This window comes from Actinomycetota bacterium, from assembly GCA_035640355.1.
Classification (GTDB): Bacteria; Actinomycetota; UBA4738; order UBA4738; family HRBIN12; genus CALGFI01.
The window spans coordinates 1-24,964 of the sequence record DASQWI010000007.1; the positions used below are offsets into that span (position 1 = coordinate 1).

Annotated in this window: 23 protein-coding genes; 19 read left to right on the forward strand and 4 right to left on the reverse strand. The window is 68.4% G+C overall.

The features are described from left to right. From VFA08_03540 to VFA08_03600, 13 genes are all read left to right on the forward strand, one after another. On the forward strand, positions 1-289 hold a 289-nt coding region (locus tag VFA08_03540; protein HYZ12662.1), incomplete at its 5' end, for a hypothetical protein. Between the two features lie 4 nt (positions 290-293). Next, positions 294-902: a dephospho-CoA kinase gene (gene coaE, locus VFA08_03545; GenBank protein ID HYZ12663.1), complete on the forward strand. Its 609-nt coding sequence runs from the start codon at positions 294-296 to the stop codon at positions 900-902. 28 nt (positions 903-930) lie between these two features. Then, positions 931-1,677, forward strand: a complete 747-nt coding sequence (locus tag VFA08_03550; GenBank protein ID HYZ12664.1) for an HAD-IA family hydrolase — start codon at positions 931-933, stop codon at positions 1,675-1,677. Further along, a complete protein-coding gene (locus tag VFA08_03555) occupies positions 1,674-2,045 on the forward strand; it encodes a DUF2203 domain-containing protein (GenBank protein ID HYZ12665.1) in 372 nt (123 codons plus the stop codon). The genes VFA08_03550 and VFA08_03555 overlap by 4 nt, the downstream gene beginning before the upstream one ends. A 95-nt stretch (positions 2,046-2,140) precedes the next feature. Beyond that, positions 2,141-3,046 carry a D-2-hydroxyacid dehydrogenase gene (locus tag VFA08_03560; GenBank protein ID HYZ12666.1) on the forward strand — a complete coding sequence of 302 codons (906 nt, stop codon included), beginning with the start codon at positions 2,141-2,143 and terminating at the stop codon, positions 3,044-3,046. After that, positions 3,043-3,957: an ABC transporter ATP-binding protein gene (locus VFA08_03565; GenBank protein HYZ12667.1), complete on the forward strand. Its 915-nt coding sequence runs from the start codon at positions 3,043-3,045 to the stop codon at positions 3,955-3,957. Before VFA08_03560 ends, VFA08_03565 begins: the two co-directional genes overlap by 4 nt. Then, positions 3,954-4,727 (forward strand): ABC transporter permease, encoded by a 774-nt coding sequence (locus VFA08_03570; protein HYZ12668.1) that lies wholly within the window; start codon positions 3,954-3,956, stop codon positions 4,725-4,727. The genes VFA08_03565 and VFA08_03570 overlap by 4 nt, the downstream gene beginning before the upstream one ends. Positions 4,728-4,841: 114 nt before the next feature. Then, complete coding sequence (locus tag VFA08_03575; protein ID HYZ12669.1) at positions 4,842-5,759, forward strand: ABC transporter substrate-binding protein; 918 nt, start codon at positions 4,842-4,844, stop codon at positions 5,757-5,759. An 18-nt stretch (positions 5,760-5,777) separates the two neighbouring features. Next, positions 5,778-6,671, forward strand: coding sequence for an amino acid ABC transporter permease (locus VFA08_03580; protein HYZ12670.1), 894 nt, complete (start codon positions 5,778-5,780; stop codon positions 6,669-6,671). Next, positions 6,668-7,432: an amino acid ABC transporter ATP-binding protein gene (locus VFA08_03585; protein HYZ12671.1), complete on the forward strand. Its 765-nt coding sequence runs from the start codon at positions 6,668-6,670 to the stop codon at positions 7,430-7,432. Before VFA08_03580 ends, VFA08_03585 begins: the two co-directional genes overlap by 4 nt. Beyond that, positions 7,429-7,944 (forward strand): DinB family protein, encoded by a 516-nt coding sequence (locus tag VFA08_03590; GenBank protein ID HYZ12672.1) that lies wholly within the window; start codon positions 7,429-7,431, stop codon positions 7,942-7,944. The genes VFA08_03585 and VFA08_03590 overlap by 4 nt, the downstream gene beginning before the upstream one ends. A gap of 43 nt (positions 7,945-7,987) precedes the next feature. After that, the gene (uvrB, locus tag VFA08_03595) at positions 7,988-10,003 is read left to right on the forward strand and encodes an excinuclease ABC subunit UvrB (GenBank protein HYZ12673.1); all 2,016 of its coding nucleotides are present in this window, start codon (positions 7,988-7,990) and stop codon (positions 10,001-10,003) included. A gap of 42 nt (positions 10,004-10,045) precedes the next feature. Beyond that, positions 10,046-11,089: an amidohydrolase family protein gene (locus VFA08_03600; GenBank protein HYZ12674.1), complete on the forward strand. Its 1,044-nt coding sequence runs from the start codon at positions 10,046-10,048 to the stop codon at positions 11,087-11,089. Here VFA08_03600 and VFA08_03605 read toward each other — a convergent pair. From VFA08_03605 to VFA08_03620, 4 genes are read right to left on the reverse strand one after another with little or no spacing between them, the layout of a single operon-like run. After that, the gene (locus tag VFA08_03605) at positions 11,073-12,254 is read right to left on the reverse strand and encodes an aminotransferase class V-fold PLP-dependent enzyme (GenBank protein HYZ12675.1); all 1,182 of its coding nucleotides are present in this window, start codon (positions 12,252-12,254) and stop codon (positions 11,073-11,075) included. The genes VFA08_03600 and VFA08_03605 overlap by 17 nt on opposite strands. After that, entirely contained in the window at positions 12,214-12,519 is a 306-nt protein-coding gene (locus tag VFA08_03610) for a hypothetical protein (protein HYZ12676.1), read from the reverse strand. The genes VFA08_03605 and VFA08_03610 overlap by 41 nt, the downstream gene beginning before the upstream one ends. A gap of 26 nt (positions 12,520-12,545) precedes the next feature. Further along, positions 12,546-13,877 (reverse strand): chromate efflux transporter, encoded by a 1,332-nt coding sequence (gene chrA / locus VFA08_03615; protein HYZ12677.1) that lies wholly within the window; start codon positions 13,875-13,877, stop codon positions 12,546-12,548. Between the two features lie 42 nt (positions 13,878-13,919). After that, positions 13,920-14,777, reverse strand: coding sequence for a CPBP family intramembrane glutamic endopeptidase (locus VFA08_03620; GenBank protein ID HYZ12678.1), 858 nt, complete (start codon positions 14,775-14,777; stop codon positions 13,920-13,922). A 79-nt stretch (positions 14,778-14,856) separates the two neighbouring features. Between VFA08_03620 and uvrA the strand changes: the two genes are divergently transcribed. From uvrA to VFA08_03650, 6 genes are all read left to right on the forward strand, one after another. After that, positions 14,857-17,727 carry an excinuclease ABC subunit UvrA gene (gene uvrA, locus VFA08_03625; GenBank protein ID HYZ12679.1) on the forward strand — a complete coding sequence of 957 codons (2,871 nt, stop codon included), beginning with the start codon at positions 14,857-14,859 and terminating at the stop codon, positions 17,725-17,727. 39 nt (positions 17,728-17,766) lie between these two features. Continuing rightward, positions 17,767-19,716: a cupredoxin domain-containing protein gene (locus VFA08_03630; GenBank protein ID HYZ12680.1), complete on the forward strand. Its 1,950-nt coding sequence runs from the start codon at positions 17,767-17,769 to the stop codon at positions 19,714-19,716. Between the two features lie 95 nt (positions 19,717-19,811). Beyond that, positions 19,812-21,695 carry an excinuclease ABC subunit UvrC gene (gene uvrC, locus VFA08_03635; GenBank protein HYZ12681.1) on the forward strand — a complete coding sequence of 628 codons (1,884 nt, stop codon included), beginning with the start codon at positions 19,812-19,814 and terminating at the stop codon, positions 21,693-21,695. Then, complete coding sequence (rapZ, locus tag VFA08_03640; GenBank protein HYZ12682.1) at positions 21,692-22,651, forward strand: RNase adapter RapZ; 960 nt, start codon at positions 21,692-21,694, stop codon at positions 22,649-22,651. Before uvrC ends, rapZ begins: the two co-directional genes overlap by 4 nt. 78 nt (positions 22,652-22,729) lie before the next feature. After that, positions 22,730-23,740 carry a type I glyceraldehyde-3-phosphate dehydrogenase gene (gene gap / locus VFA08_03645; protein HYZ12683.1) on the forward strand — a complete coding sequence of 337 codons (1,011 nt, stop codon included), beginning with the start codon at positions 22,730-22,732 and terminating at the stop codon, positions 23,738-23,740. Positions 23,741-23,750: 10 nt separating this feature from the next. Beyond that, a complete protein-coding gene (locus VFA08_03650) occupies positions 23,751-24,953 on the forward strand; it encodes a phosphoglycerate kinase (GenBank protein HYZ12684.1) in 1,203 nt (400 codons plus the stop codon). Positions 24,954-24,964 lie beyond the last annotated feature (11 nt).

Genomic DNA, 24,964 nt, shown 5'->3' on the forward strand with positions numbered 1-24,964 from the left:
TGGGGCGGGGACGGCCCCGCCTGCAGCCTCGCCTGAGCAGCTCGCCGCGCCCGAGATCGCTCCGGCGGAGGCGGCGACAGCCGGTGGCGCCGGGTCGGCGTCAGTCGAGGCCGCCCCCGCTTCCGATGAAGCCGCTGTCGCCGCTGCGACCGAGACCCCCGCCGAAGACGCGACCGCGACCCCCGAAGCCGCTCCCGACTCGGCGCCTCAGGCGGACGAAACGGATGAGGACGTCTCGCTCGAGGCGATCCTGGAGGACCTGAAGCGTCGCGAAGGCCGCTCGGAGTAGAGCTGTGCTCCTCGTCGGCCTTACCGGCGGGATCGGCTCGGGCAAGTCCACCGTCGCGCGCATGCTCGAAGAGCGCGGCGCCGTCGTCTTCGACGCCGACGCCCTCGCGCGTCGGGCGGTCGAACCCGGAACGCCCGGTCACGACGCCGTCGTCGACCGGTTCGGCGCGAACGTGCTCGGTCCGGGCGGTGAGCTCGACCGCGAGGCGCTCGCCAGCATCGTCTTCGCCGACCCTGCGGCCAGACGCGACCTCGAGGCCATCGTGCATCCCGAGGTTCGGCGGCTGTTCGCCGAGGGGTGCGAGCGATACCGCGACACCGACCGAGTAGTGGTATTCAGCGCACCTCTCCTGGTCGAGACCGGGATGCACACGGCGTTCGAGATTCTGGTCGTGGTGGCGACGCCGGTTGAGGCGCAGGTGGAGCGGTTGCTCCGCGACCGCGCGATGACCGAGGAGGCGGTCCGCGCGCGTATCGGGGCGCAGGCGCCACTCGAGGACAAGCTCGCCGTGGCCGACGTGGTGATCGACAACGAAGGATCGCTCGAGGAACTCGAGGAGCAGGTGGGGCGAGTATGGACCGACCTTCGAATGCGCTCCGCGGCGAGCGCGTGACCGTGGGGCGGAGGGCAAGACTCAGGACATGAGCGAGCGTGAGCGAATGGACGTTGCCCCAGCGAACGGAACCATGCGTTGGTCTGCGGTCTTCTTCGACGCGGGAGAGACCCTCGTGCACCCGCATCCGACGTTTCCGGATCTGTTCGCGAGCGTCCTTGCACGAGAGGGACACACCGTGTCGGCCGAGACGATCCGCGAGCGCATCCACGTCGTCTCCGATCGATTCCGTTCGGCCGCCGAGGAGAACGAGCTGTGGACGACGTCGCCGGAGAAGTCGCGACGTTTCTGGCACGGGGTGTACGAGATCTTCCTGCGCGAGGTCGGCGTCCCGAACGGCGACGGTCTCATCGACCGCGTGTACGCGGAGTTCACCGACCTGGCGAACTACGCGCTGTTCGACGAAGTCATCCCGGTCCTCGAGCGCTTGCGGACGGCCGGCCTGACGCTCGGCATCGTGTCGAACTTCGAGGAGTGGCTGGAGCGGCTGCTCGTGCGTCTGGGGGTACGTGAGCTGTTCGACGTCCGGGTCATCTCCGGCGTCGAGGGGCTCGAGAAGCCAGACCCGCGCATCTTCTTCCTGGCGATGGACCGCGCCGGCGTGGAGCCCGCTCGCTCGGTGTACGTGGGCGACAACCCCGCACTCGACGTCGAGCCGGCGCGCGCCGTAGGCATGTTCCCGGTGCTGATCGACCGGCGCGACCGCTATCGCGATGCGCCCGGATCGAGGATCTCCTCGCTCGAGGAGCTTCCGGGCATCATGGGGATCACGTGAGCGACCGCATCTACACCGTCGACGAGGCGAACTCGATGCTGCCCGACCTTCGCGAACGCCTCGTTCGGATCCGCGATGCGCGGCAGGTCCTCCTGCAGACCGCCGAGCTCGTGACGGAGCGCGTCGCGAGCGATGGCGGTGGCTCACACGGCGGCCGCGAATACTGGGACGCACAGAAGGCGCTCAGGGCCGAGATCGAACGGCTGTCGGAGGAGAACATCCTCCTGCGCGACCCCGAGACCGGCCTGATCGACTTCCCCGGCGAGCGCGAGGGCCGTCGGGTGTGGCTGTGCTGGCGGCTCGACGAGGATCGGGTGGCGAACTGGCATGAGATCGACACCGGCTTCATCGGGCGTCGGCCCCTGTGACCTCGGCTGCGGACGAGACGACCGGCACTCGGCCTCGATCTCGTGTCGTGGTGATGGGCGCGACGGCCGACGCCCCGCCACCGCGGATCGATGTCGTGGCCGAGGTCGTCGCCCTGTCGTTCGCCGATACCTCGGAGGCGCTCGCCGACGTCCTTCCGGGTGCGGACGTCGTCCTCGCGTGGAGGCCGCACAGCTCGTTGCTCCGACCGGTATGGCCGAAAGCCGACGGCGTGAAGTGGATCCAGACGGCGTCTGCGGGCGTCGACGCGCTGCTGTTCCCGGAGCTCATCGAGAGCCACGTGGTCGTAACGAACGCGCGTGGGATCTTCGACCGGGCGATCGCTGAGTTCGTCCTCGGGGCGATGCTGGCGTTCGCGAAGGGTCTGCCTGGGATGCTCGACCGGCAGGCACGGCGGGAGTGGGAGCATCGCGACACCGAGACGCTCTCCGGCAAGCGCGTGCTCGTCGCGGGGGTCGGTTCGATCGGGCGAGAGATCGGGCGCCAGTGCGGCGCGTTCGGCATGACCGTTCGCGGCGTCGGGAGCACTGCGCGGGGGAAGGACGACGTGTTCCGGATCGTCTACGCGCCCGACGAGCTCGCGGAGGCGTGCCGGTGGGCGGACTACATCGTGAACGCGCTTCCGGGAACGGAGGGGACGAACCACCTGTTCGACGCCAAGGTGATCTCCGCAATGCGGCCGACCGCGCGGTTCGTGAACATCGGGCGCGGCACTACGGTCGACGAGGCAGCGCTCGTCGGCGCGCTTCGCGACGAGCGCCTGGCGGGCGCCGCGCTCGACGTGTTCGAGCGCGAACCGCTCCCGCCTGACAGCGCGCTGTGGGAGCTGCCGAACGTCATCGTCTCGCCGCACCTCGCCGGCGACTTCGCGGGGTTCCGCGAGGCGATCGTCGAGCTGTTCGTACAGAACCTCGAGCGGTACCTTACGGGCCTTCCACTGGAGAACGTTGTGGACAAGAAGCGAGGGTACGTGCCGTCTTGAGCGCCGCCGTCGAGGTTCGGGGGCTCCAGAAGTCCTACGGCGACGTCGAGGCGGTTCGCGGCATCGACCTGACCGTCGAATCGGGCGAGGTGTTCGCGCTGCTCGGTCCGAACGGCGCGGGGAAGACGACGACGGTCGAGATCCTAGAGGGGTTCAGGAGGCGTTCGTCGGGGGACGTCTCGGTGCTCGGGGACGATCCGGCGACCGCAGGTCCGGAATTCCGAGCACGGATCGGCATCGTTCTGCAATCCACCGGCGTCGACCCATACCTCACGGTTCGCGAGACGGTCGACCTGTACGGCGGGTACTACCCGAACGCACGGCCCGTCGGCGAGGTCATCGACCTCGTCGGATTGAGCGAGAAGAGAGATACGAGGGTGTTGAAGCTGTCCGGCGGGCAGCAGCGCCGGCTCGACGTAGCGATCGCGTTGGCCGGCGATCCCCAGCTGCTGTTCCTCGACGAGCCCACGACGGGCTTCGATCCCGGCGCACGCCGGAACGCGTGGGAGATCGTTCGGAACCTCTCGTCGCTGCGGAAGACCGTCTTCTTGACGACGCACTACATGGACGAGGCCCAGAATCTTGCCAATCGCGTCGCAGTCATCTCCAATGGGGAGATCGTCGCCGAGGGTCCGCCCAGCACGCTCGGGGGTCGCCATCTCGCTGCGACCGTCGTTCGGTTCCGGGTTTCCGCGGCGGTTGCCGACGTACCGGATTGGGGACAGGTGCCCGCTTCCGACGGGACGTTCGAGCTGAGGACGGACAACCCCACTCGAATGCTTCACGACATGACGCACTGGGCGATGGAACGCAACGTCTCGCTCGAGGCGCTGGACGTGTCGCGTCCGACGCTCGAGGACGTCTATCTGGAGCTCACACACGAGTTCGGCGCGACGGCGGGCTCGGAGTGAGCGGGCCAGGACAGGTCGCCCGTCAGATCGTCTTCACCAACAAGGCGTTCTGGCGGAACCCGGCCTCCGCGTTCTTCACGTTCGCCTTCCCGCTGATGTTCCTCGTCATCTTCACGACGCTGTTCGGGAACGACGAGATCCCCGTGGTGGGCGGCGTCACGGTGAGCGTGAGCACCTTCTACGTCGCGGCCATCTCGGCGTTCTCGGTCATCACGGCCTGCTACACGAACATCGCCATCAGCGTCTCGTTCCAGCGCGACGCGGGCATCCTCAAGCGGATCCGGGGAACCCCGCTCCCGCCGTGGGCGTTCCTGCTCGGTCGGGTGGTGCACTCGACGATCATCGCGGTCGCCCTGGTCGCCATCTGTGCGTTGTTCGGCGCTGCGTTCTACGACGCCGACCTCCCCACGGGGACGCTCCCCGCATTCGTCGTGACGCTGCTCGTGGGCGCAGCGAGCTTCTCGGCACTCGGCCTCGCCATCACCGCCGCGATCCCCAACGCGGACGCGTCGCCGGCGATCGTGAACGCGTCGATCCTCCCGATCTTGTTCCTGTCGGACATCTTCATCCCGTTCGACAACCCGCCGGCGTGGGTCGACTTCGTGGGGAAGGTGTTTCCGGTTCGACACTTCTCCGACGCCATGCAGGCCGCGTACTTCTCGCCGACCGGCAGCGGCTTTCGCGGGGTCGACGTGCTCGTCATGGCGGTGTGGGGTCTTCTAGGACTCGTTCTCGCGGCGCGGTACTTCTCGTGGGAGCCCCGGAAGTAGCCGGCGCAGGTAGGAACGAACCGCGCTGCGTCCGATCTGCGTAGAAAACAGCGTGTGCTAGGCTCCGCGCGCGTCGGGGCCGGAGCGCGCGTTCCGCGATCGAGGGGGTTCCAGGTGCGCAAGGTGTTGGTGGTCTTCGCGGCGACCGGCCTCTTGGTCGCCGCGTGCGCGGAGGACGATCCGACGATCGGCGGCCCGACAGGCGCGACGTCGACGACGGGGGCGACCGGCGCGCAGACAGCCGCCGAGTGCGCCGACGCGAACGCCGACGCGTTCCAGACACCGGCGACCTTGACGATCGGGACCGGTAATCCCGCCTTCCCGCCCTGGTGGGAGGGCGGAACGAGCGGGGACTCCGAGTTCGAGATCAACGACCCCCAGAACGGCGAGGGCTACGAGGGCGCCGTTGCCGCCGAGGTTGCGGAGCGTCTCGGTTTCACGTTCCCCGACGAGGTGACGTTCGTCGCCGTCGGATTCAACAAGTCGTTCGCGCCCGGTCCCAAGGACTTCGACTTCGTCCTCCAGCAGATCTCTTACGTCCCGGAACGCGACGAGGCCGTGGACTTCAGCGACAGCTATTACGACGTGCAGCAGGCGCTGGTATCGGTCGAGGGTTCGCCGATCGCCGACGCGACGTCGGTGTCCGACCTCGCCGACGCGACTCTCGGCGCTCCGATCGGCACGACCAGTCTCACCGTGATCGAGGAAGTCGTCCAGCCGACCGCCGAGCCGCAGGTGTACGACGACCTTGCCGGCGCGGTGCAGGACCTCAAGAACGGGGCCATCGATGGGATCGTCGCCGATCTGCCGAGCGCCTTCTTCATCACCGCGGTGCAGATCCCGAAGGGGGTCGTCGTCGGTCAGTTCAAGACCGATGGCTCCCAGGAGTACTTCGCGATGGCGTTCGAGACGGGGAGCCCGCTGGTCGAATGCGTCAACCTCGCCCTTCAGGAGATGCGCGACGACGGGACGCTCGACGCGATCGAGCAGGAGTGGCTGGCCGACGCGACGGACGCGCCCGTCCTCAGCTGACGTGACGCCTCGGGCGTCGTGAGCGGCCCGCCGCCGGAGCTGTACGGGTACCAACCGGAGGAGCCGCGCCTTCCCGCCGGCGATCGAGGTTCCCGCATCCTGGCCCCGCTTCGCGTCGAGGGCGCGCGCGGCGTCGCCATCGCGCTCGTCAGCACCGTCGTCTTCTTCACCGTCGTGATCGTCGCCGTACTGAACTCCTCGGGCTGGCCGCTGATCAAGGAATCGTTCTTCGACGGCGACGTCTTCGCGGAGGCGTTCCCGAAGATCCTCGAGAAGTTTCGCCGAAACGTGTTCATCTTCGTAACCGCGGAGATCCTCGTGCTGGTCGTGGCGATGGCGATCGCTGTGATGCGCAGCCTCACCGGCCCAGTGTTCTTCCCGCTGCGGCTGCTCTCGGCCGCCTACACCGACCTGTTTCGAGGCGCGCCGACGATCCTCATCATCGCGCTGCTCGGGTTCGGTGCTCCCGCCCTTGCGATCCGCGGGCTGCCGGACTCCGACGTCTTCTGGGCGATCATCGCGCTTACGCTCGTGTACTCGGCGTACGTCGCGGAGGTCTACCGCGCCGGGATCCAGTCCGTGCACCCCTCGCAGGTCGCTTCCGCCAGGTCGCTCGGCCTCAGCCGCGTGAAGACTCTCCGCTTCGTCGTCCTGCCGCAGGCGGTTCGCCGCGTTATCCCCCCGTTGTTGAACGATTTCATCGGGCTGCAGAAAGACACCGCGCTGATCGCATTCCTCGGCTACGTCGAGGCTCTGCGGCAGGCCGCGATCATCCAGTCGGCGACGTTCGATTTCACGCCGTACGTCGCGCTCGCGTTGATCTACGTGGTGATCACGATCCCTCAGGCCAGATTCGTCGACTGGCTGATCGCCCGCGATCTGCGGCAGCGTCAGACCGCGGCCGGCGTATGAGCGGTCCCCCTGCCGACGGCCGCGCGCTCGTCCTTGAGGATGTCCGCAAGTCCTTCGGCAAGCTGGAGGTTCTGCGGGGGATCGACCTCGAACTCGGCGAGCACGAGGTCGTCTGCGTGATCGGGGCATCCGGCTCGGGGAAGTCCACTCTGCTGAGGTGTATCAACCTGCTCGAGCCGATCGACCGCGGACGCATCGTCGTCGAGGGCGAGGAGATCACCGCTCGAGGCGTCGACGTCAACAGGATCCGCCGAAGGATCGGCATCGTGTTCCAGGCGTTCAACCTGTTCCCGCACATGAGCGTGGTCCGCAACGTGACGCTCGGTCCGACCGAGGCCCTCGGCATGTCGCGTTCGGAGGCCCAGGCGATGGGTGATGAGCTCCTCGGCCGGTTCGGCCTGTTCGACAAGCGGAACGAGTACCCCGATCGTCTATCCGGCGGACAGCAGCAGCGCGTGGCGATCGTCCGGGCGCTGGCCATGAAACCGGACATCCTGCTGCTCGACGAGGTCACGAGCGCCCTGGACCCCGAGCTCGTCGCGGAGGTCCTCAACGTGATCCGTGAGCTCGCGGCCGCCGGGATGACGATGGTCCTCGCGACGCACGAGATGGGGTTCGCCCGCGACATCTCGAACCGCGTCTGCTTCCTCGACGCCGGCGTCATCCTCGAGGAAGGCCCGCCCCAGCAGATCTTCTCGGCGCCGCGCGAGGAGCGCACTCGGCAGTTCCTGCAAAGCATCATCGAGGCCGGCCGGATGTGACGGAAGACCTGCCGACGCGAGCGCAGGCGATCCGAGTCCTGGAGCGAGACCGAGCGCGGACGACGGAGCTGCTCGAACGGCTGCCGCGTCGGGCGTTGACCACCCCGGGCCTCGGCGGCGGGGAGTGGTCGCCGAAGGACCTCATCGGTCACCTGGCCAGTTGGGACGAGTACGCGCTCGACGCGCTCGATGCGTGGGAGCGCGGCGAGCGCCCGCCGATCGACGAGCTGCAGTTCACCGTGGGTGTCAACCGGATCAACCGCCAGAACGTCGGGCGTAAATCGGCGTGGTCCCTTGCCAAGGTCAGTCGGGACGCTGAACGCGTGCACCAGGAGCTGATCGCCGCGATCCGCCAGCTCGGCGATCCGAGATGGCGAAACCCCGCGACGTCGCGCGGGCGGCGGCCGCTCGGACGGCGTCTGGGCGGGATCCTGAGCGGCCCCGCCGGTCCGTTCCGGCACGACGCGTCCCACCATCCGTCCCTCGCCGCGTTCGTCGACGATCGCCGGTAGCCTCGGCGAAGTCGCATCGGCGGGCCGCGCTAGCATCGATGGCGTGCCCCCGTTCAAGATCCACGCCGACCACGAGCCGACGGGCGACCAGCCCACGGCGATCGACTCTCTCGCCGAGGGCGTCGTGGCCGGTGAGCCGCACCTGACGCTCCTGGGCGCCACCGGGACGGGGAAGACCTTCACGATCGCGAACGTCATCGAGCGCGTCCAGAGGCCCACGCTCGTCATCGCTCCGAACAAGTCGCTCGCCGCGCAGCTGGCCAACGAGTTCCGCGAGGTCTTTCCGGAGAACGCGGTCGAGTACTTCGTGAGCTACTACGACTACTACCAGCCCGAGGCGTACGTGCCGCAGACCGACACGTACATCGAGAAGGACTCGTCGGTCAACGACGAGATCGATCGGTTGCGCCACTCGGCCACGGCCGCGTTGCTGACGCGCCGTGACGTTTTGATCGTCGCCAGCGTCTCGTGCATCTACGGACTGGGCTCACCCGAGCAGTACGAGGGCCAGCTGTGGCGCCCGATCGCCGGCGTGGACCTGCCGATGGACTTCTCGATCCGCCGCCTCGTGGACATCCAGTACAAGCGCAACCAGTCCTCGCGCGCGCGAGGCACGTTCCGCGTCCAGGGCGACGTCCTCGAGATCTTCCCCGCGTACGAGGAGCTCGGCTATCGCGTCGAGTGGTGGGGCGACACGATCGAGCGGATCAGCCGGTTCGACCCGCTGACCGGTGAGCTCCTGGGCGAACTGTCCGAGACCATCGTCTACCCGGCCTCTCACTACGTGGCTGCTGACGACCGCATGAAGCATGCGATCCAGACGATCGAGGAGGAGCTCACCGAGCGACTCGCGCTGCTCGAGTCGCAGGGCAAGCTCCTGGAGACCGAACGGCTGCGAATGCGCACGACCTACGACCTGGAGATGCTCCGCGAGGTCGGGTTCTGCTCGGGCATCGAGAACTACTCGCGCCACATCGACGCCAGAGCGCCCGGCGAGGCGCCGTACACACTCCTCGACTACTTCCCCGAGGACTGGCTCTGCGTGATCGACGAGTCGCACGTCACCGTTCCGCAGATCCATGGGATGTACGAGGGCGACAAGACGCGCAAGGAAACGCTCGTCGAGTTCGGATTCAGGCTACCGTCGGCGCTCGACAACCGGCCGCTCCGGTTCGAGGAGTTCGCCAAGAAGGTTCGGCAGACCGTGTACATGTCGGCCACGCCGTTCCCATACGAGCTGCGCATGTCGAGCCGCGTCGTCGAGCAGATCGTGCGCCCGACCGGTCTGATCGACCCTGAGGTCCAGGTTCGTCCGACGAAGGGTCAGGTCGACGACCTGATCGAGGAGATCCGCAAGCGGGCCGAGGCCGGCCAGCGCGTGCTCGTCACCACCCTCACCAAGAAGATGGCCGAGGACCTCACCGACTACCTGCTCGAGATGGGCATTCGCGTTCGGTACCTCCACTCGGAGGTGGACACGATCCAGCGGATCGAGATCATCCGGGACCTCCGGCTGGGCGAGTTCGACGTGCTCGTCGGGATCAACCTGCTTCGCGAGGGACTGGACCTTCCCGAGGTGTCGCTCGTGGCGATCCTCGATGCAGACAAGGAGGGATTCCTCCGATCGGAGACGTCGCTGATCCAGACCATCGGCCGCGCGGCCAGGAACGTCGACGGCACTGTGATCATGTACGCCGACGACGTCACGGACTCGATGCGTCAGGCGATCAACGAGACGCAGCGACGGCGCAAGATCCAGATGGGCTACAACCGCGAGCACGGCATCGATCCGCAGACCGTGCGCAAGAAGGTCTCCGACATCCTGCTCACGATGGCGGTCGACACCGCCAAGGCGCCGACGCCGGACCGAAAGCGGCGCAGGCAAGAGCACGCCGAGATGCCCACGGAGGAGCTCGAGCGGCTGATCCAGCAGCTCGAGGAGGAGATGCATCAGGCCGCGCGGGACCTCCGGTTCGAATACGCGGCTCGCCTGCGGGACGAGGTCGTCGACCTCCGCAAGGAGCTGAAGGGCCTGCGCGAGGCGGGCGTCGGTACGTAGCTCGACGCGGGCCGCCGCGGCGAACGACATAAGGTCTCGGCGGTGAGCCCGTCGCTCAAGGTGAAGGCGCCCCTCGCGTGGTTCGGTCCCGGCCGTTTCGCGCGGCACGCGGCCGTCGTCGCCGACCGGGGTGTCGTCACGTACGCGGGGCCGTCGGCTGCCGCTCCCGCCGCCGAGGAACGGATCGAGGTCGAGGGGTTCCTCATGCCCGCGGTCGCCGACCGTCATGTGCACATCCGCTTATCCGATCCCGCAGCCGTCCTGTTCGGCGGTGTCGCGGCGGTTCGCGACCTGGCGTGGACGCCAGACGAGATCTTCGCGCTGGCCGGCGCGTCGGAGCTTCCGAGCTTCAACGGCCCGATCATCCGTGCGGCCGGCCCGATGCTCACCGGGAAGGGCGGCTACCCGACGCAGGATCGGTGGGCTCCGCCGGGGACGGGCGTCGAGCTCGACGGACCCGACCATGCGCGACGCGTGGTAACGGAGCTCGCCGGCCGAGGCGCGGCGGCCATCAAGGTCTCTTTGAACGTCGAAGCTGGGCCCACGCCGAGCGACGGTGAGCTCGCGTCGATCGTCGAGACCGCGCACGCACGCGCTCTCCTGGTGACGGCGCACGTTCAGGGGCGGGGTCAGGCCGAGCGCGCCGTGAGCGCGGGGATCGACGAGTTCGCGCACACGCCGTGGACCGAGCGGCTGTCCGAATCGCTGATCGACGCGGCCGCGCGTTCGATGCGCATCGTCTCGACGCTCGACATCCTGTCGTACGGCAACATCACGCCGGAGCTTCGGACTGCTTGCGACAACCTCGCTCGGTTCAGAGCCGCCGGCGGGGTCGTCGTCTACGGGACCGATCTGGGGAACGGTCCGATCCCGCCCGGGATCCACGTCCGCGAGGCGCTCTTGCTGCACGAGGCCGTCCGCATGGCGCCCGAAGAGGTCATGACCGCAATGACCGCGACGGTCCTGGAACCGGGTGCCCCGGCCGACGTGATCGCGATCGACGGAGACCCGCTGAAACAGGTCGAGGCCCTCGGGCGAGTGCGTCTCGTCGTGCGGGCCGGCCGCGTCGTCACAACAGGCTCGTGAGCTCCGCGAAGCAGCGGTCGATGTCCTGCTCCGTGTTGAAGAAGTGAGGGCTGATGCGAAGTCCGTCTCCTCGGTAGTCGGTGCACACGTTCCGTTCGAGGAGCGCATGACAGAGCTTCGCCGCCTCGGGTCCGACGCCGACGTTCACGACGCCGCCCCTCGCGTTCCGGTCGCGCGGCGTGCGGACGGGAAGGCCGATCTCGTCGGCCCGAGCGATGAGGTGATCGGTGAGCTCACCCTGACGCTGTCGAATCCGTTCGGGAGTGACCTCCTCGATGACGTCGAGACCACCCTGCGCGACGAAGTACACCGCCGCCGGCGGCGTGCCGTGCTCGAACCGCCGCGCGGTCGGGTGGAACTCGAGGTGCTGCGTGTCGAACGAGAACGGCTCGACCGTGGCGAACCACCCGGTCACCGTCGGTTCCAACGCAGGGATCAAGTCGCGCCGGACGTACAGGAACGCGAGCCCCGGCCCGCCGCACAGCCACTTCAGCACGCCGGTCGCGTACGCGTCGCATCCAACATCGTGCAGGTCGAGCGGCAGGATGCCGATGCCGTGATAGTCGTCGAGGAGCGTGAGCGCGCCGCGCTCGCGCGCGATCGTGCAGATCTCCTTCGCGTCCACGATCGCGCTCGACCGATACAGCACGCGGTTCACCATCACCACGGCCGTCCGTTCGTCGATCGCGCGGTCGTACTCCTCGACCGGGATCGTGAGGCCGTCCGGCGAGCGCAACCACTCGATCTCGATCCCGCGCCGTCGCTGCGCGAGCCACACGTGGCCGTCGGTCGGGAAGTCGAGCTCGGAGAGGATGACCTTGTTGCGCCGGCTGAAGTCGAGCGCGGAGGCGAATGTCGAGATGGCGATGGAGATGTTCGTGGTGATCGCGAGCTCGTCGACGTCACAACCGGCCAGGCGGGCGAACGTCCGCTTCACCTCCAGCATCCTCGGGAAGATGTCCTCGAACCACACATGGTCCGGTGCGCCCTTGCTCGCCCACGCGTCGAGGTAGCCGTCCAGGTACGTGCGCCCGCGGTTGGAGATCGGACCCAGCGACGCGCTGATCAGGTAGGTCTTCTTCGAGAGCACCGGGAACTCGTCCCGGTAGGACTCCAGGCTCCGCTCAGGCGTCGTCGCGCTCCCGGTCGGACGGGTCGTCCCCATGCTCGAGCAGGTAATCGACGTACAGCGGCCGGAGCGCGTCGGCCAGCTCGCCGCGGTCGGCGTCGACCAGATCGTTCAGCAGCGCGAGCGGACGAATGATGTCGCTCTCGCTTCGCTCCTCGTCGCCGGTGGCCGCGCGGGCCTCTGGGATCGTCTTCAACAGGTCCCACAGGAACGAGACGTCGAGGCGGCGCCAGGCGAGACGCGTGGCGCGATCGTGTAGCTCCGGAGACGACAGCGATTCGAGCTCGGCGCGGTCGGGCACGGCAGAAGCCTAGCGCCCCGCAGCGGTCACGCGATCAGGTACCGGGCGACGCCGACGAGGCCGCTCCCCAGGACGACCCACGCGACGTTCACCCGCCACACGCGGAGCGCGACGAACGCCGCGGCGGCGACGGCGATTGCGAGCAGATCGGCGGAAGTGATCACCGGCAGGACGACGTCGTTGCCGGCGAACCGCTCGACGGCGCGCTCGTCGAACAGCACGCCGATGGCGAAGACGACGGCGAGGTTGGCGATGACGCCGACTACTGCGGCCGTGATCGCGGCGAGCGCCGCGCCCAAGCGCACGTTCCCGCGGAGACGCTCGACGGACGGCGCGCCGAGGAAGATCCACAGGAAGCTGGGGACGAACGTCGCCCATGCCGTCACGATCGCCCCCACGACGCCGGCGGAAGGCGGCCCGAGCGATCCAGGATCGCGATACGCCGCAACGAAACCCACGAAGACCACAACGAGGATCAGCGGCCCGGGAGTCGTCTCCGCCAGGCTGAGACCGACGGCCATCTCGCCGGAGGTGAGCCATCCGAAGCGTGTCACCGCCGCCTGGTTCAGGTATGCGAGGGCGGCGTAGGCACCGCCGAACGTCACCAGCGCCAGCAGGGAGAAGAACGCCGCCTCGTCGGCGATGACGCCGTCGGTCCCGGTCACGACCACGGCGAGCGCCAGCGGCCCGAGCCACACGACCACCCCGATCACCAGGACGCGCATCGTTCGCCGCCACGTCGGCCGAACGTCCGGCCGTCCCACCGGTCCGACGTCGACCGCGCCGGTCGACGGGGCGGTCAGCCGGTCGCCCGCGACGAACCCGAATACCCCGGCGGCCAGCACGATCGCGGGGAACGGCACGCCGAAGGCGAACAGCGCGACGAACGCGGCGATGGCGATCGCGACGGCAGCCGGAGTATGGAGCGCGCGCGTACCGATGCGGACGAGGGCAGCCGTAACGATCCCGACGACACCCCACGCCAGGCCCTGGAAGATCGCCGAGACCCAGCCGACGTCGCCGTGTACCGCGTAGACCCACGACAGGGCAACGATCAACACGAACGCCGGAAGCAGGAAGAAGACGCCGGCGGCGACGGCGCCGGGAGCTCCGTTCAGCAGCCAGCCGACGTAGATCGCAAGCTGGTGCGCCTCGGGACCGGGCAAGAGCATGGCGAAGTTCAGCGCGTGGAGGAACCTCGGCTCGTCGATCCATCGGCGCCGCTCGACGAGCTCGTCGTGCATGATCGCGATCTGGCCCGTGGGTCCGCCAAAGTTGATGAACCCTAGTCGGACCCAGAACCGAAGCGTCTGACGGAAGGGCACTTCCTTGTCGGCCAGGCGTGTCGGTGGCGGCACGCGCCGATGCTCCCACGGCGACGAACGATGAGGGCGAGCTCGCTACGCGGTAGCGTCGCTCGGACGAGCAACGATGCGATCGGTCCCCAGGATGGCGAACGCGCCGAAGGATCCGAACGTCTTCGGACACATCTTGGGCAGCACGAGCGAAAGGAACAGGACCGCGCCGACCGCGAACGGCGCGGCGAACGCGAACGTGACCGGCGCCGGCGTTTCGGCGAGGGCCACCCCTCCGACCGCGATGTTCCACATGGCGTGGATCACGGCCGGCATCCAGATCGACCCGGTGGCGGCGCGGACGCGGCAGAGGAACAGCCCCAGACAGAACACGACGATCAACGCGGCCGCCATCTCGGCCGCCGTGCGGTCTTCCCAAACGAAGCGGGGGACGTGCGCCATCGCGAACAGGGCGCTGGAGCCGATCACCGCGCTCGTCCCCCCGAGGCGCATCGCCGCCCAGTGGAACACCACCCCGCGGAAGACCACCTCCTCGCGGAGTGCACCGAGCGCGCTACTCGCCGCCAGGACGAGAGCAAAGGAGCTGCCGTTCGGACTTCCACCCGGCCATTCGGCGGACGCTGCGGCGACCGCCACGGCCGCGAGCGGGATGAGCGCCCACGCCGACCGGACGCCGCGCCCCATTCCGGCGGGTCGCCACCAAGCCAGGGCGGCAACGATCGCCAGCCACATCGCCAGGCGCAGCGCATCGACGCCGGCGAGCCACCAGACGGCGCGCATCGGCGTGGCTCCCCGAGGCACCCAGGCACCGAGCGCGTGCGTCGCCCACGTCGCGGCGCCGAGCAGCAGCGCGATCGCCAGGAGCGATGGGTCCGTTCCGTGGCGCCCCGCCGATGGAGGCCACGATCGGACCGGCGAGCCGGTGAGCACGACGTCCTCCATGCCGTCGTCATCGGCGAGCCCGTATGGGTCCTGAAGACGCCCCGGAGGCCATGTCGCCGCCGCCCGTACAATGCGGCGGGTGGGCACCGACAAGCTTGTGATTCACGGCGCCCGTGAGCACAACCTCAAGAACGTCACGCTCGAGCTTCCGCGCGACAAGCTGATCGTGTTCACGGGCCTGTCCGGCTCCGGGAAGAGCTCGCTGGCCTTCGACACCATCTATGCGGAGGGTCAGCGCCGCTACGTGGAGTCGCTCTCCGCGTACGCCCGCCAGTTCCTGGGGCAGATGGAGAAGCCCGACGTCGACTTCATCGAGGGCCTCTCGCCGGCCATCTCGATCGACCAGAAGTCGACCTCGAAGAACCCGCGGTCCACGGTGGGGACGATCACCGAGATCTACGACTACCTCCGCGTCCTCTACGCCCGGATCGGCCACCCGCACTGCCCGAAGTGCGGCCGGCCGATCGGTCGCCAGACACCCGAGCAGATCGTCGACCAGGTCATGCAGCTCCCCGAGGGCACCCGGTTCCAGGTGCTCGCTCCCGTCGTTCGGGGCCGGAAGGGGGAGTACGAGAAGCTCCTTGAGGACTTGGGGCGGAAGGGGTTCGTCCGGGCTCGCGTCGACGGCGAGCTCCACGACCTCTCGGAGCCCATCCGGCTGCCCCGCCACTACAAGCACACGATCGAGGTGGTCGTCGACCGCCTGATCGCCAAGCCCGACATCCGGCGTCGCATCGCCGACTCGGTGGAGACCGCGCTCGAGCTCACCGAGGGCCTCGTGGCGATCGCCGTGCAGACCCATGACGGCGAGGACGTCCAGACGTACAGCGAGAAGCTCGCCTGCCCATACGACGGTCTGTCGTTCGACGAGCTGCAGCCGCGGAACTTCTCGTTCAACTCGCCCTACGGCGCCTGCCCGACGTGCGACGGGCTCGGTACCCGTCTGGAGGTCGACGCCGAGCTCCTCGTCCCGGACCCGGACCTGTCGATCGAGGAGGGCGCGATCGCGCCGTGGGCGGGGACGAGGTTGGAGTACTGGTACCGCGTTCTGGAGGCCGTGGGGCAGGCGCACCGATTCTCGCTCGATACGCCGTGGAAGAGGCTGTCGAAGACGGCGCGCGAGGTCGTTCTGCACGGCACCGACAAGGAGATCTACGTTCGGTACAAGAACAGGTACGGACGCGTCCGGTCGTACTGGACGACATACGAGGGCGTGCTCGCCTCGGTCGAGCGGCGCCACGCGGAGACCGAGTCCGACGCCCAGCGTGACAAGCTCGAGCAGTTCATGCGAGAGGTGCCGTGCCGCACGTGCGGTGGCGCCCGCCTCAAGGCCGAGTCGCTCGCGGTGACCGTCGGCGGGGTCAACATCTCGCAGCTCACGACGATGTCGATCCGCGACACGTTCACGTTCACCGGCACGATGGATCTCAGCGAGCGCGAGCACATGATCGCCGAGCGCCTGCTGAAGGAGATCCGCGAGCGTCTGCAGTTCCTCGTGGACGTGGGGCTCGACTACCTGACGCTCTCGCGCGCGTCGGCGACGCTCGCCGGCGGCGAGGCGCAGCGGATCCGGCTGGCCACGCAGATCGGGAGCGGTCTCGTCGGCGTGCTGTACATCCTCGACGAGCCGTCGATCGGTCTGCACCAGCGCGACAACCGCCGGCTGATCGACACGTTGGAACGGCTTCGCGACCTCGGGAACACGCTGATCGTCGTGGAGCACGACGAGGCGACGATCGCGGCCGCCGACCACGTCGTCGACATCGGTCCCGGTGCGGGCAACGCGGGAGGGGACATCGTCTACACCGGCGACCTGAAGGGCTTGCTCGAGGCCGAGGACTCGCTGACGGGCGCGTTCCTGTCGGGACGCCGCGTGATCCCCACGCCCGAGGTCCGACGCCCGCCCGGCGACCGGTGGCTGAAAGTGCTCGGCGCGAGCGAGCACAACCTGAAGGGCGTCGATCTGGAGATCCCGCTCGGGCTGTTCGTCTGCGTGACCGGGGTGAGCGGCTCGGGCAAGTCCACGCTGGTGCAGGAGGTCCTGCTCCGAGCCCTGATGCAGAAGGTGTACCGGTCTCGTGCGCTGCCGGGGAAGCATCGCCGGCTGGTCGGCTGGGAGGAGATCGACAAGGTGATCGACATCGACCAGTCGCCGATCGGCCGCACGCCGCGGTCGAACCCGGCCACATACACGGGACTGTTCGACGCCGTGAGGACGCTCTACAGCCAGGTACCGGACGCTCGCGTCCGCGGGTACAACCCCGGCCGGTTCAGCTTCAACGTCCGCGGGGGACGGTGCGAGAACTGCGCCGGAGACGGACAGATCAAGATCGAGATGCACTTCCTTCCCGATGTGTACGTGACCTGCGAGGTGTGCAAGGGCCGCCGCTACAACCGCGAGACGCTCGAGGTTCGATACAAGAACCGCTCGATCGCAGACGTGCTCGAGATGAGCGTCGACGAGGCGCTCGAGTTCTTCCAGAACATCCCGGTGATCAAGCGTCACCTCCAGACGCTGTCGGACGTCGGGCTCGGCTACGTCAAGCTCGGGCAGCCGGCGCCGACTCTTTCGGGCGGCGAGGCGCAACGGATCAAGCTCTCCTCGGAGCTCCAAAAGCGCGCGACCGGCAACACGCTGTACGTGCTGGACGAACCAACGACCGGGTTGCACTTCGAGGATGTCCGGAAGTTGCTCGGCGTCCTGCAGCGGCTCGTTGGGCAGGGGAACACTGTGCTCGTGATCGAGCACAACCTGGACGTGGTGAAGACCGCCGACTGGATCGTCGATCTCGGGCCCGAGGGCGGAGACGCGGGCGGAGAGATCGTCGTCGCCGGTTCGCCCGAGACCGTTGCATCGCACGCGACTTCGCATACCGGCCAGTTCCTCGAACAGGTCGTGGGGACGTTGCCCCTTGAGGTCGTCGGCGCGGGCTCCACGGGGCGTTCGTAGGCGGGTGGTACGAACCGACCTGTAGGATTGCGCCCGCTCATGCCCCGAAAGGCCTTGCCGTTCGCGTTCGTCCTCGCGCTGATCGCAGCGGCATGCGCCTCACCGCAACATGCGGAAGTCGAGTTCGGATCCGGCGCCCGCTTCGTCCCCTTGGTCGCCGATTCGCTGAACGACGCGGGTCGCCACGTCCAGGTGGCGATCGATCAGGAAGGTCGGCCGCTCGTCGCGTACTTCGCATTCGCGGAGGAGACGGCCGAGGGGGTCCTCCCGCAGACCCGACCGGTCGGCGCGCCGTCGATCCCCGGCGTGCTGATGGCGACCCTGAACGAGGACGGGATCTGGACGCGCGGTGCGATCGCGCTCCAGGGCCAGATCACGGGCGTCGACGTCCCGTTCAACCCGGCATTCGACCCGGCGATCGCCGATCTCACGGCAGAGAACGTCACGGGCCTCGACATGGTGGTCGACGGCGATCGGTTCCACGCCGTGTGGGGTTCGAACGCGGGCGCGTTCTACGCGACGGGCTCGACGGACCCGAGCACGACGGAGCAGGTCCGGATCGAACAGGTGACCGAGACGCCGCCGTACGGGGTGTCGATCGGCGTGGTCGGGAGCACGCCGTGGGTCAGCTACTACACGTCGACGTCGGAGCGCGCATCCGTTGAGCTCGCCACGAAGACGGACGACAAGTGGCAGGTCGACGCGATCGCCGACGCCCCCGGCTGTGAGAACTGCCAAACCGCCGTGATGGGGGCGGGTGGCGAAATCATCGTCGCGTATGCCGATGGTGCAGGGGTCCAGGTGGCGAGGAACGACGGTGAGAACGGCTGGGTCAGCACGGGCGTCGGCCACGGCCTCGGTGGAGAAGGTATCTCCGGCGCGGGCACGGAGGATGGCTTCGCGTTGTCGTTCTACGAGAACGATCGCGTCACGATCCTCGTGCAGTCGCTGGACGGCGAGGGGACCTCCTCGCAGATCGACGTGAGCCCGGAGTCCGATACCCCGCCCGGCGCCCGAACCTCCATCGCCGTCGAAGAGAACGGTGACGTCTGGGTCGCCTGGTACGACACGACGCAGGGCGTCGGGTTCGCGTCGGGGCCCGCGGACGACCTCACGCGCATCGACACCGGAGCAGACACCGCTACGGGAGCGATGCCGTCTGTGGCCGTCACGCCCGATGGCGAGGCGGTCTACCTCGCCTGGTACGACACCCAGCACGAGGATGTCCTGCTTGGAAGCTACGGCGAGATCGAGGGCCTCGCGCTCGCCGAACCCAGCCCCGAGCCGACGCCGGAGCCGGCCGCCCCCGCACCGCAGCCGGAGGGCGATTGCACGCCGGTCTCCGACGGCGTCCTGGAGATCACGGCCCAGGGCCTCGAGTTCGATACCGGTTGTGTCGACGTGGCAGCCGGCGAACCGTTCACGATCGCGTTCACGAACGAGGACCCCGACCAGCACAACGTCGCGATCTACCCGAGCCCCGAGGAGCTCACTGATCCGCTGTTCCGGGGAGACATCATCGCTGGCCCCGACACCGTCGAGTACCCGCCCGTCGACCCGCTCGACCCCGGCGAGTACTACTTCCAGTGCGACGTCCATCCAACGACGATGAACGGCACCGTTGTCGCCGACGAGGGCGGGGGGGACGGCGGCGGCGGGGGAGGTGGCGCCGGAGGCGGTGAGAGCGGCGGAGGCGCTGGGGGCGACCAGGGCGCGGCCGTCACGGTCACGGCGCAGAACATCTCGTTCGACACCGACACCATCGAGCTGCCCACCGAGACCGAGAGCACGATCACCCTCGTGAACGAGGACACCGTGCCGCACAACATCGCGATCTACACGGACGACACGGTCGCGGAGAACCTGTTCCGCGGCGAGACCGTCACCGGCGACACGATCGACTACACGGTCCCTCCGCTCGACGCCGGCGAGTACTACTTCCAGTGCGACGTCCATCCGACGATGAACGGATCCGCCGTCGTCGGCTGATCTGGGTATTCAACCCGGTGTTTCATCGATGAACGGCACGTGACGACCAGTCTCGCTTCGGAAGGAGCGTTCCGGGCCGGTCCTACAATGGGCGTGTGAGCGCCCTCCGCCCGGAGCCCTCCACGATCCCCGATGCCCCCGGCGCCTACCTGTTCAGGGACGCCGATGGCCGAGTGATCTACGTCGGCAAGGCCCGCTCGCTGCGGAAGCGCTTGGCCAACTACTGGGCCCGCGACCTGCACGCCAGGACCGTCGCGATGGTCGACGCCGCCGAGGGCGTCGAGTGGATCGTCGCCTCGGGCGAGGTGGACGCGCTGATGCTCGAGTACAACCTGATCCAGGAGCACCGGCCGCGGTTCAACGTGCGCTACCGGGACGACAAGTCCTACCCCTACCTGGCGCTGACGGTCGGTGAGCGATGGCCCCGCGCTCAGGTATTGCGCGGCGCGAAGAGGAAGAACGTGAGGTACTTCGGCCCGTTCGGACACGCGTACGCGATCCGCGAGACGCTCGACGCGCTGACGCGCGTCTTCCCCGTCCGGACCTGCTCGAACTCGTTCTTCGAGCAGCGCGCCCGCGCGGGACGACCGTGCCTGTACTACGACATCGGCCGATGCGCCGGTCCGTGTGTCCCCGAGGTCACCGGCGTGACCGAGGAGACGTACCGTGGGCACGTCGACGCCCTCGCGGACTTCCTCGCCGGGAACGAACGGCCCGTGCTCGCTCGGCTCGAGCGCGAGATGCGGGCGGCGGCCGACCGCGAGGAGTTCGAGCTCGCCGCGAAGTATCGGGACCAGCTGGTCGCCGCTCGCCGCGCGCTCGAGAGCCAGGAGATGGTCCTCACGCAGCCACAGGACCTCGATGTGATCGGCGTCGCCGACGATGACCTCGAGGCAGCGTTCCAGGTGTTCTTCGTTCGGCGCGGACGCGTGAAGGGCCGGAAGGGCTGGGTGGTCGATCGCGTCGAAGACCTCGACGTGCCGCAGCTGCTCGCGTCGTTCGTGCGCGAGCTTTACATGGAGCGCACTGAGGTTCCGCCGCGGATCCTCCTGCCGACGCAACCCGCCGACGCCGACGTGCTGTCTGCGTGGCTCGCGGCGCGGCGGGGCGCACCGGTCGTGTTCGCCGTTCCCGAACGCGGTGCGAAGCGAAAGCTGATGGACACGGTCGCGCAGAACGCGCGCGAGCACTTCCAGCGGCACAAGCTGAAGCGTGCCTCGGACTTCGGCGCGCGTTCGCGAGCGCTGTCGGAGCTCGGCGCTCTGCTCGGCCTCGAGCAGGCGCCACTGCGGATCGAGTGCTACGACGTCTCGAATCTCGGTCCGACCGACAAGGTCGGCTCGATGGTCGTGTTCGAGGACGGACTGCCGAAGCGATCCGACTACCGGAGGTTCGAGATCCGGGGGGTCCCCGGACAGGACGACTTCGCGAGCATGGAGGAGATGCTCGGACGCCGGTTCGCGCGGCTGCGCAAGGATCGTGACGCCGATCCGTCCAGGAGACGCCGATTCTCGTACCCGCCCGCGCTGATCGTGGTCGACGGGGGCCGGGGGCAGCTCTCGGTGGCGACGAAGGTGCTCGCCGAAGAAGGCCTCCACATCCCGGCAATCGGCCTCGCCAAGCGGCTCGAGGAGATCTACTTTCCGGACCGTCCGGATCCGTTGCTGATCCCGCGCGGATCCGAGGGGCTGTTCGTGCTTCAACATCTCCGCGACGAGGCGCACCGGTTCGCCATCGGCTACCACCGTGAGAAGCGGGCGAAGCGCGCGCTCGCGTCACCGCTCGACGACGTGCCGGGTGTCGGCCCCGGGCGGAAGAAGGCGCTGCTGAAGCGGTTCGGCTCACTCGCGCGTATCTCACGCGCGAGCGTCGACGAGATCGCCGCGACGCCCGGCGTCGGACGTGGGGTCGCGCAGGCGGTTCACGAACGGCTCACGGCGGCGGCCTCGGCGAACGGTCAACGGAGGCAGAGCGCGTGAGCGTGCAGGAACGAGCGGAGGGGACGCGGACGGGCAACGCGAATCGATCGTCCGAGCCGACCGGCAGCTCGAAACCGGCTCGAACACGTCCTCGCACGTCGGGTCCGGGGTTCACGATCATCACCGGGCTTTCGGGCGCCGGGCGCTCCGAGGCGGCGCGATGCCTCGAGGACCTGGGCTTCTTCGTCGTCGACAACCTGCCGCCGTCGCTCCTGTCGAAGATGGCGGAGCTCGCGTCGAGGCCGGGCGGTCCTGGCAAGGTGGCGATCGTGCTCGACGTTCGCGGGGGCGTGTTCTTCGGCGAGCTCTCGCGGGCCCTTGCGGAGCTCGACGAGCTCAACATCCCGTACCGGATCCTCTACCTGGAGGCGTCCGATCAGGACCTGGTGAACCGCTACGAGGCCACGCGGCGCCGGCACCCCCTGGCCCCGGCCGATCGCGTTGTCGAGGGCATCCGCAAGGAACGCCTGATGATGGAGAGCCTCCGCGGCGACGCCGACCTGATCATCGACACCTCCGGCCTCACGCCCCACGAGCTTCGCGACCGCATCCGCGAAGCCTTCGCGGAGACCGCGCCCGACGCCGACCTCGCCGTCTCGCTCATCTCCTTCGGCTACAAGTACGGCGCTCCGCGCGACGCCGACCTAGTCATCGACTGCCGATTCCTGCCGAACCCGCACTGGGTCGACGATCTGCGGCCGCTGCCCGGAACCGACGAACGGGTCGTGAGATACGTTCGCGGTCAGCAGACCTACCGCGAGTTCATGCGGCGGCTCCGCGCGCTACTGGGGTTCATGGTTCCGGGATTCATCGCGGAGGGGAAGGCCTACCTTACGATCGCCGTCGGATGCACCGGTGGCCGTCACCGCTCGGTCGTGATCGCGGACGACCTCGCGCGGTTCTTCCGCGACAAGGGCCTCTCGGCGTCGGTCGACTACCGCGACCTCGATCGCTGACGGCGCTCGCCGTCTCTCGAGCGACCCACCCCAACCCCCTTCGATAGAGTGGAATTCCCCCCCTCCAGGAGGACGTCGATGGGCGTGAAGATCGGCATCAATGGCTTCGGACGGATCGGGCGAAACTTCTTCCGGGCAGCGACGCAACGAGGTTCGGACCTCGACGTCGTCGCCGTCAACGACATCACGGACTCGAAGACCCTCGCGCACTTGCTGCGATACGACTCCGTCCTCGGGACGTTCGACCGCGACATCGCGGTCTCCGAGAACGGCATCCGCGTCGACGGTGACGAGCTTCGGGTCCTCGCGGAACGCGATCCGGCGAGCTTGCCGTGGAAGGAGCTCGGAGCGCGCATCGTGATCGAGTCGACCGGCCTGTTCACCGACCGGGAGAAAGCGGACAAGCACATCGCCGCCGGCGCGGAGAAGGTGATCATCAGCGCGCCGGCCAAGGGCGAGGACATCACCATCGTCCCCGGGGTCAACGACGACAAATACGACCCCGCGGAGCACAACGTGATCTCGAACGCATCCTGCACGACGAACTCGGTGGTCCCGATGGCGAAGGTCCTGGACGACGCGTTCGGAATCGAGCGGGGATTCATGACCACGATCCACGCGTACACGAACGACCAGAACATCCTCGACCTGCCGCACAAGGACCTTCGTCGCGCGCGCGCCGCGGCGATCAACATCATTCCCACGTCCACCGGCGCCGCGAAGGCCACCGGCACCGTGATGCCGCACCTCAAGGGCAAGATGGACGGGATCGCCATGCGTGTTCCGGTGCCCGACGGCTCGGTCACCGATCTCGTCGTCACCCTGAAGCGGGACGTCACGATCGACGAGGTGAACGCGGCGTTCCGGGCCGCGTCGGAGAGCGGTCCGCTGAGCGGCGGGCTCCTCGTGTACACGGAGGATCCGATCGTCTCGAGCGACATCGTCGGCACCCCGGCGTCGTGCACGTTCGACGCCGCGTCGACGATGGTCATGGGCAACGTGGCGAAGGTCATCGGCTGGTACGACAACGAGTGGGGATATTCGAACCGGCTGGTCGATCTGGCGGAGAAGGTCGCCGCGGCGCTGTGAGCGCGGTGACGTGACGCTTCGAACCCTCGACGACCTCGGTGACATCGGCGGGCGTCGCGTGTTCGTCCGCGTCGACCACAACGTCCCGCTCGAGGCCGGCGACGTCGCCGACGACGCGCGGGTTCGAGCGAGCCTGCGTACGCTGACCGAGCTCCTGGACGCGGGAACGTCGCTCGTCGTGGCCTCGCATCTGGGCCGTCCAAAGGGCGAGACACGCGACGAGCTGCGGACGGCTCCGGTCGCCGACCGTTTGAGCGAGCTGCTCGAGCGCGACGTTCAGGCGCTCGACGAGGTCGTTGGCGATCGGGTCGCGGCGGTATGCGGTCACGTCGAGCCCGGCGACGTGGTCTACCTGGAGAACCTGCGGTTCGATCCACGCGAGGAGGCGAACGACACCGGCTTCGCCGGGGAGCTCGCCGACCTCGCCGATGTCTATGTCGACGACGCATTCGGCGCCGTGCATCGCGCGCATGCTTCGGTCGCCGCGCTCGCCGAGCTGTTCGTGAAAGAGGGGAAACCCGCCGTTGCCGGGCGGCTCCTCCAGGGAGAGGTGGTCGCGCTCTCGCGACTGCTGAACGATCCCGACAGACCGTACGTCGCAGTGCTCGGCGGGGCGAAGGTTTCCGACAAGCTCGCCACGATCGTCGCGCTCGTCGAGCGTGTCGACGCCATCCTGATCGGCGGTGCGATGGCGTTCACGTTCCTCGCCGCGGACGGCGGAGCCATCGGCGACAGCCTCGTGGAAGCGGATAGTTTCGGCGAGGTCCGCGAGGCGCGTGCCCGGGCCGCGGAACGAGGCGTCCTGATCCAGCTGCCGGAGGACGTCGTCGCGGCGTCCGAAGTCACCGCGGACGCCAGCCGCTCGACCGTCCCCGCCAGCGCGATCCCCCGCGGAATGAGGGGCCTCGACATCGGACCCCGAACCGTCGAGGAGTTCGCGCGCACGATCGCCGACGCGAGGACGATCCTGTGGAACGGGCCCATGGGGGTGTTCGAGCTCGAGCCCTTCGGCGCAGGGACGCGGGGGGTCGCCACGGCGGTTGCGGGCGCGAACGCGTACACGGTTGCCGGCGGCGGTGACAGCCTGGCAGCGGTGGCCAAGTACGGGCTCCAGAACGGATTCGACCACCTCTCGACCGGCGGTGGGGCGTCGCTCGAGTTCCTCGAGGGCCGTTCGCTGCCGGGGATCGCAGTGCTGGAGAAGGACCGATGACCCGTCGCACG

Excerpts from the sequence above, each read along its gene's own strand:
- VFA08_03550 (HYZ12664.1), top strand. The coding sequence starts at position 931 with ATGAGCGAGCGTGAGCGAATGGACGTTGCCCCAGCGAACGGAACCATG.
- VFA08_03585 (HYZ12671.1), top strand. The coding sequence starts at position 6,668 with ATGAGCGGTCCCCCTGCCGACGGCCGCGCGCTCGTCCTTGAGGATGTC.
- VFA08_03605 (HYZ12675.1), bottom strand. The coding sequence starts at position 12,254 with ATGGGGACGACCCGTCCGACCGGGAGCGCGACGACGCCTGAGCGGAGC.
- VFA08_03620 (HYZ12678.1), bottom strand. The coding sequence starts at position 14,777 with ATGGAGGACGTCGTGCTCACCGGCTCGCCGGTCCGATCGTGGCCTCCA.
- VFA08_03630 (HYZ12680.1), top strand. The coding sequence starts at position 17,767 with ATGCCCCGAAAGGCCTTGCCGTTCGCGTTCGTCCTCGCGCTGATCGCA.
- gap (HYZ12683.1), top strand. The coding sequence starts at position 22,730 with ATGGGCGTGAAGATCGGCATCAATGGCTTCGGACGGATCGGGCGAAAC.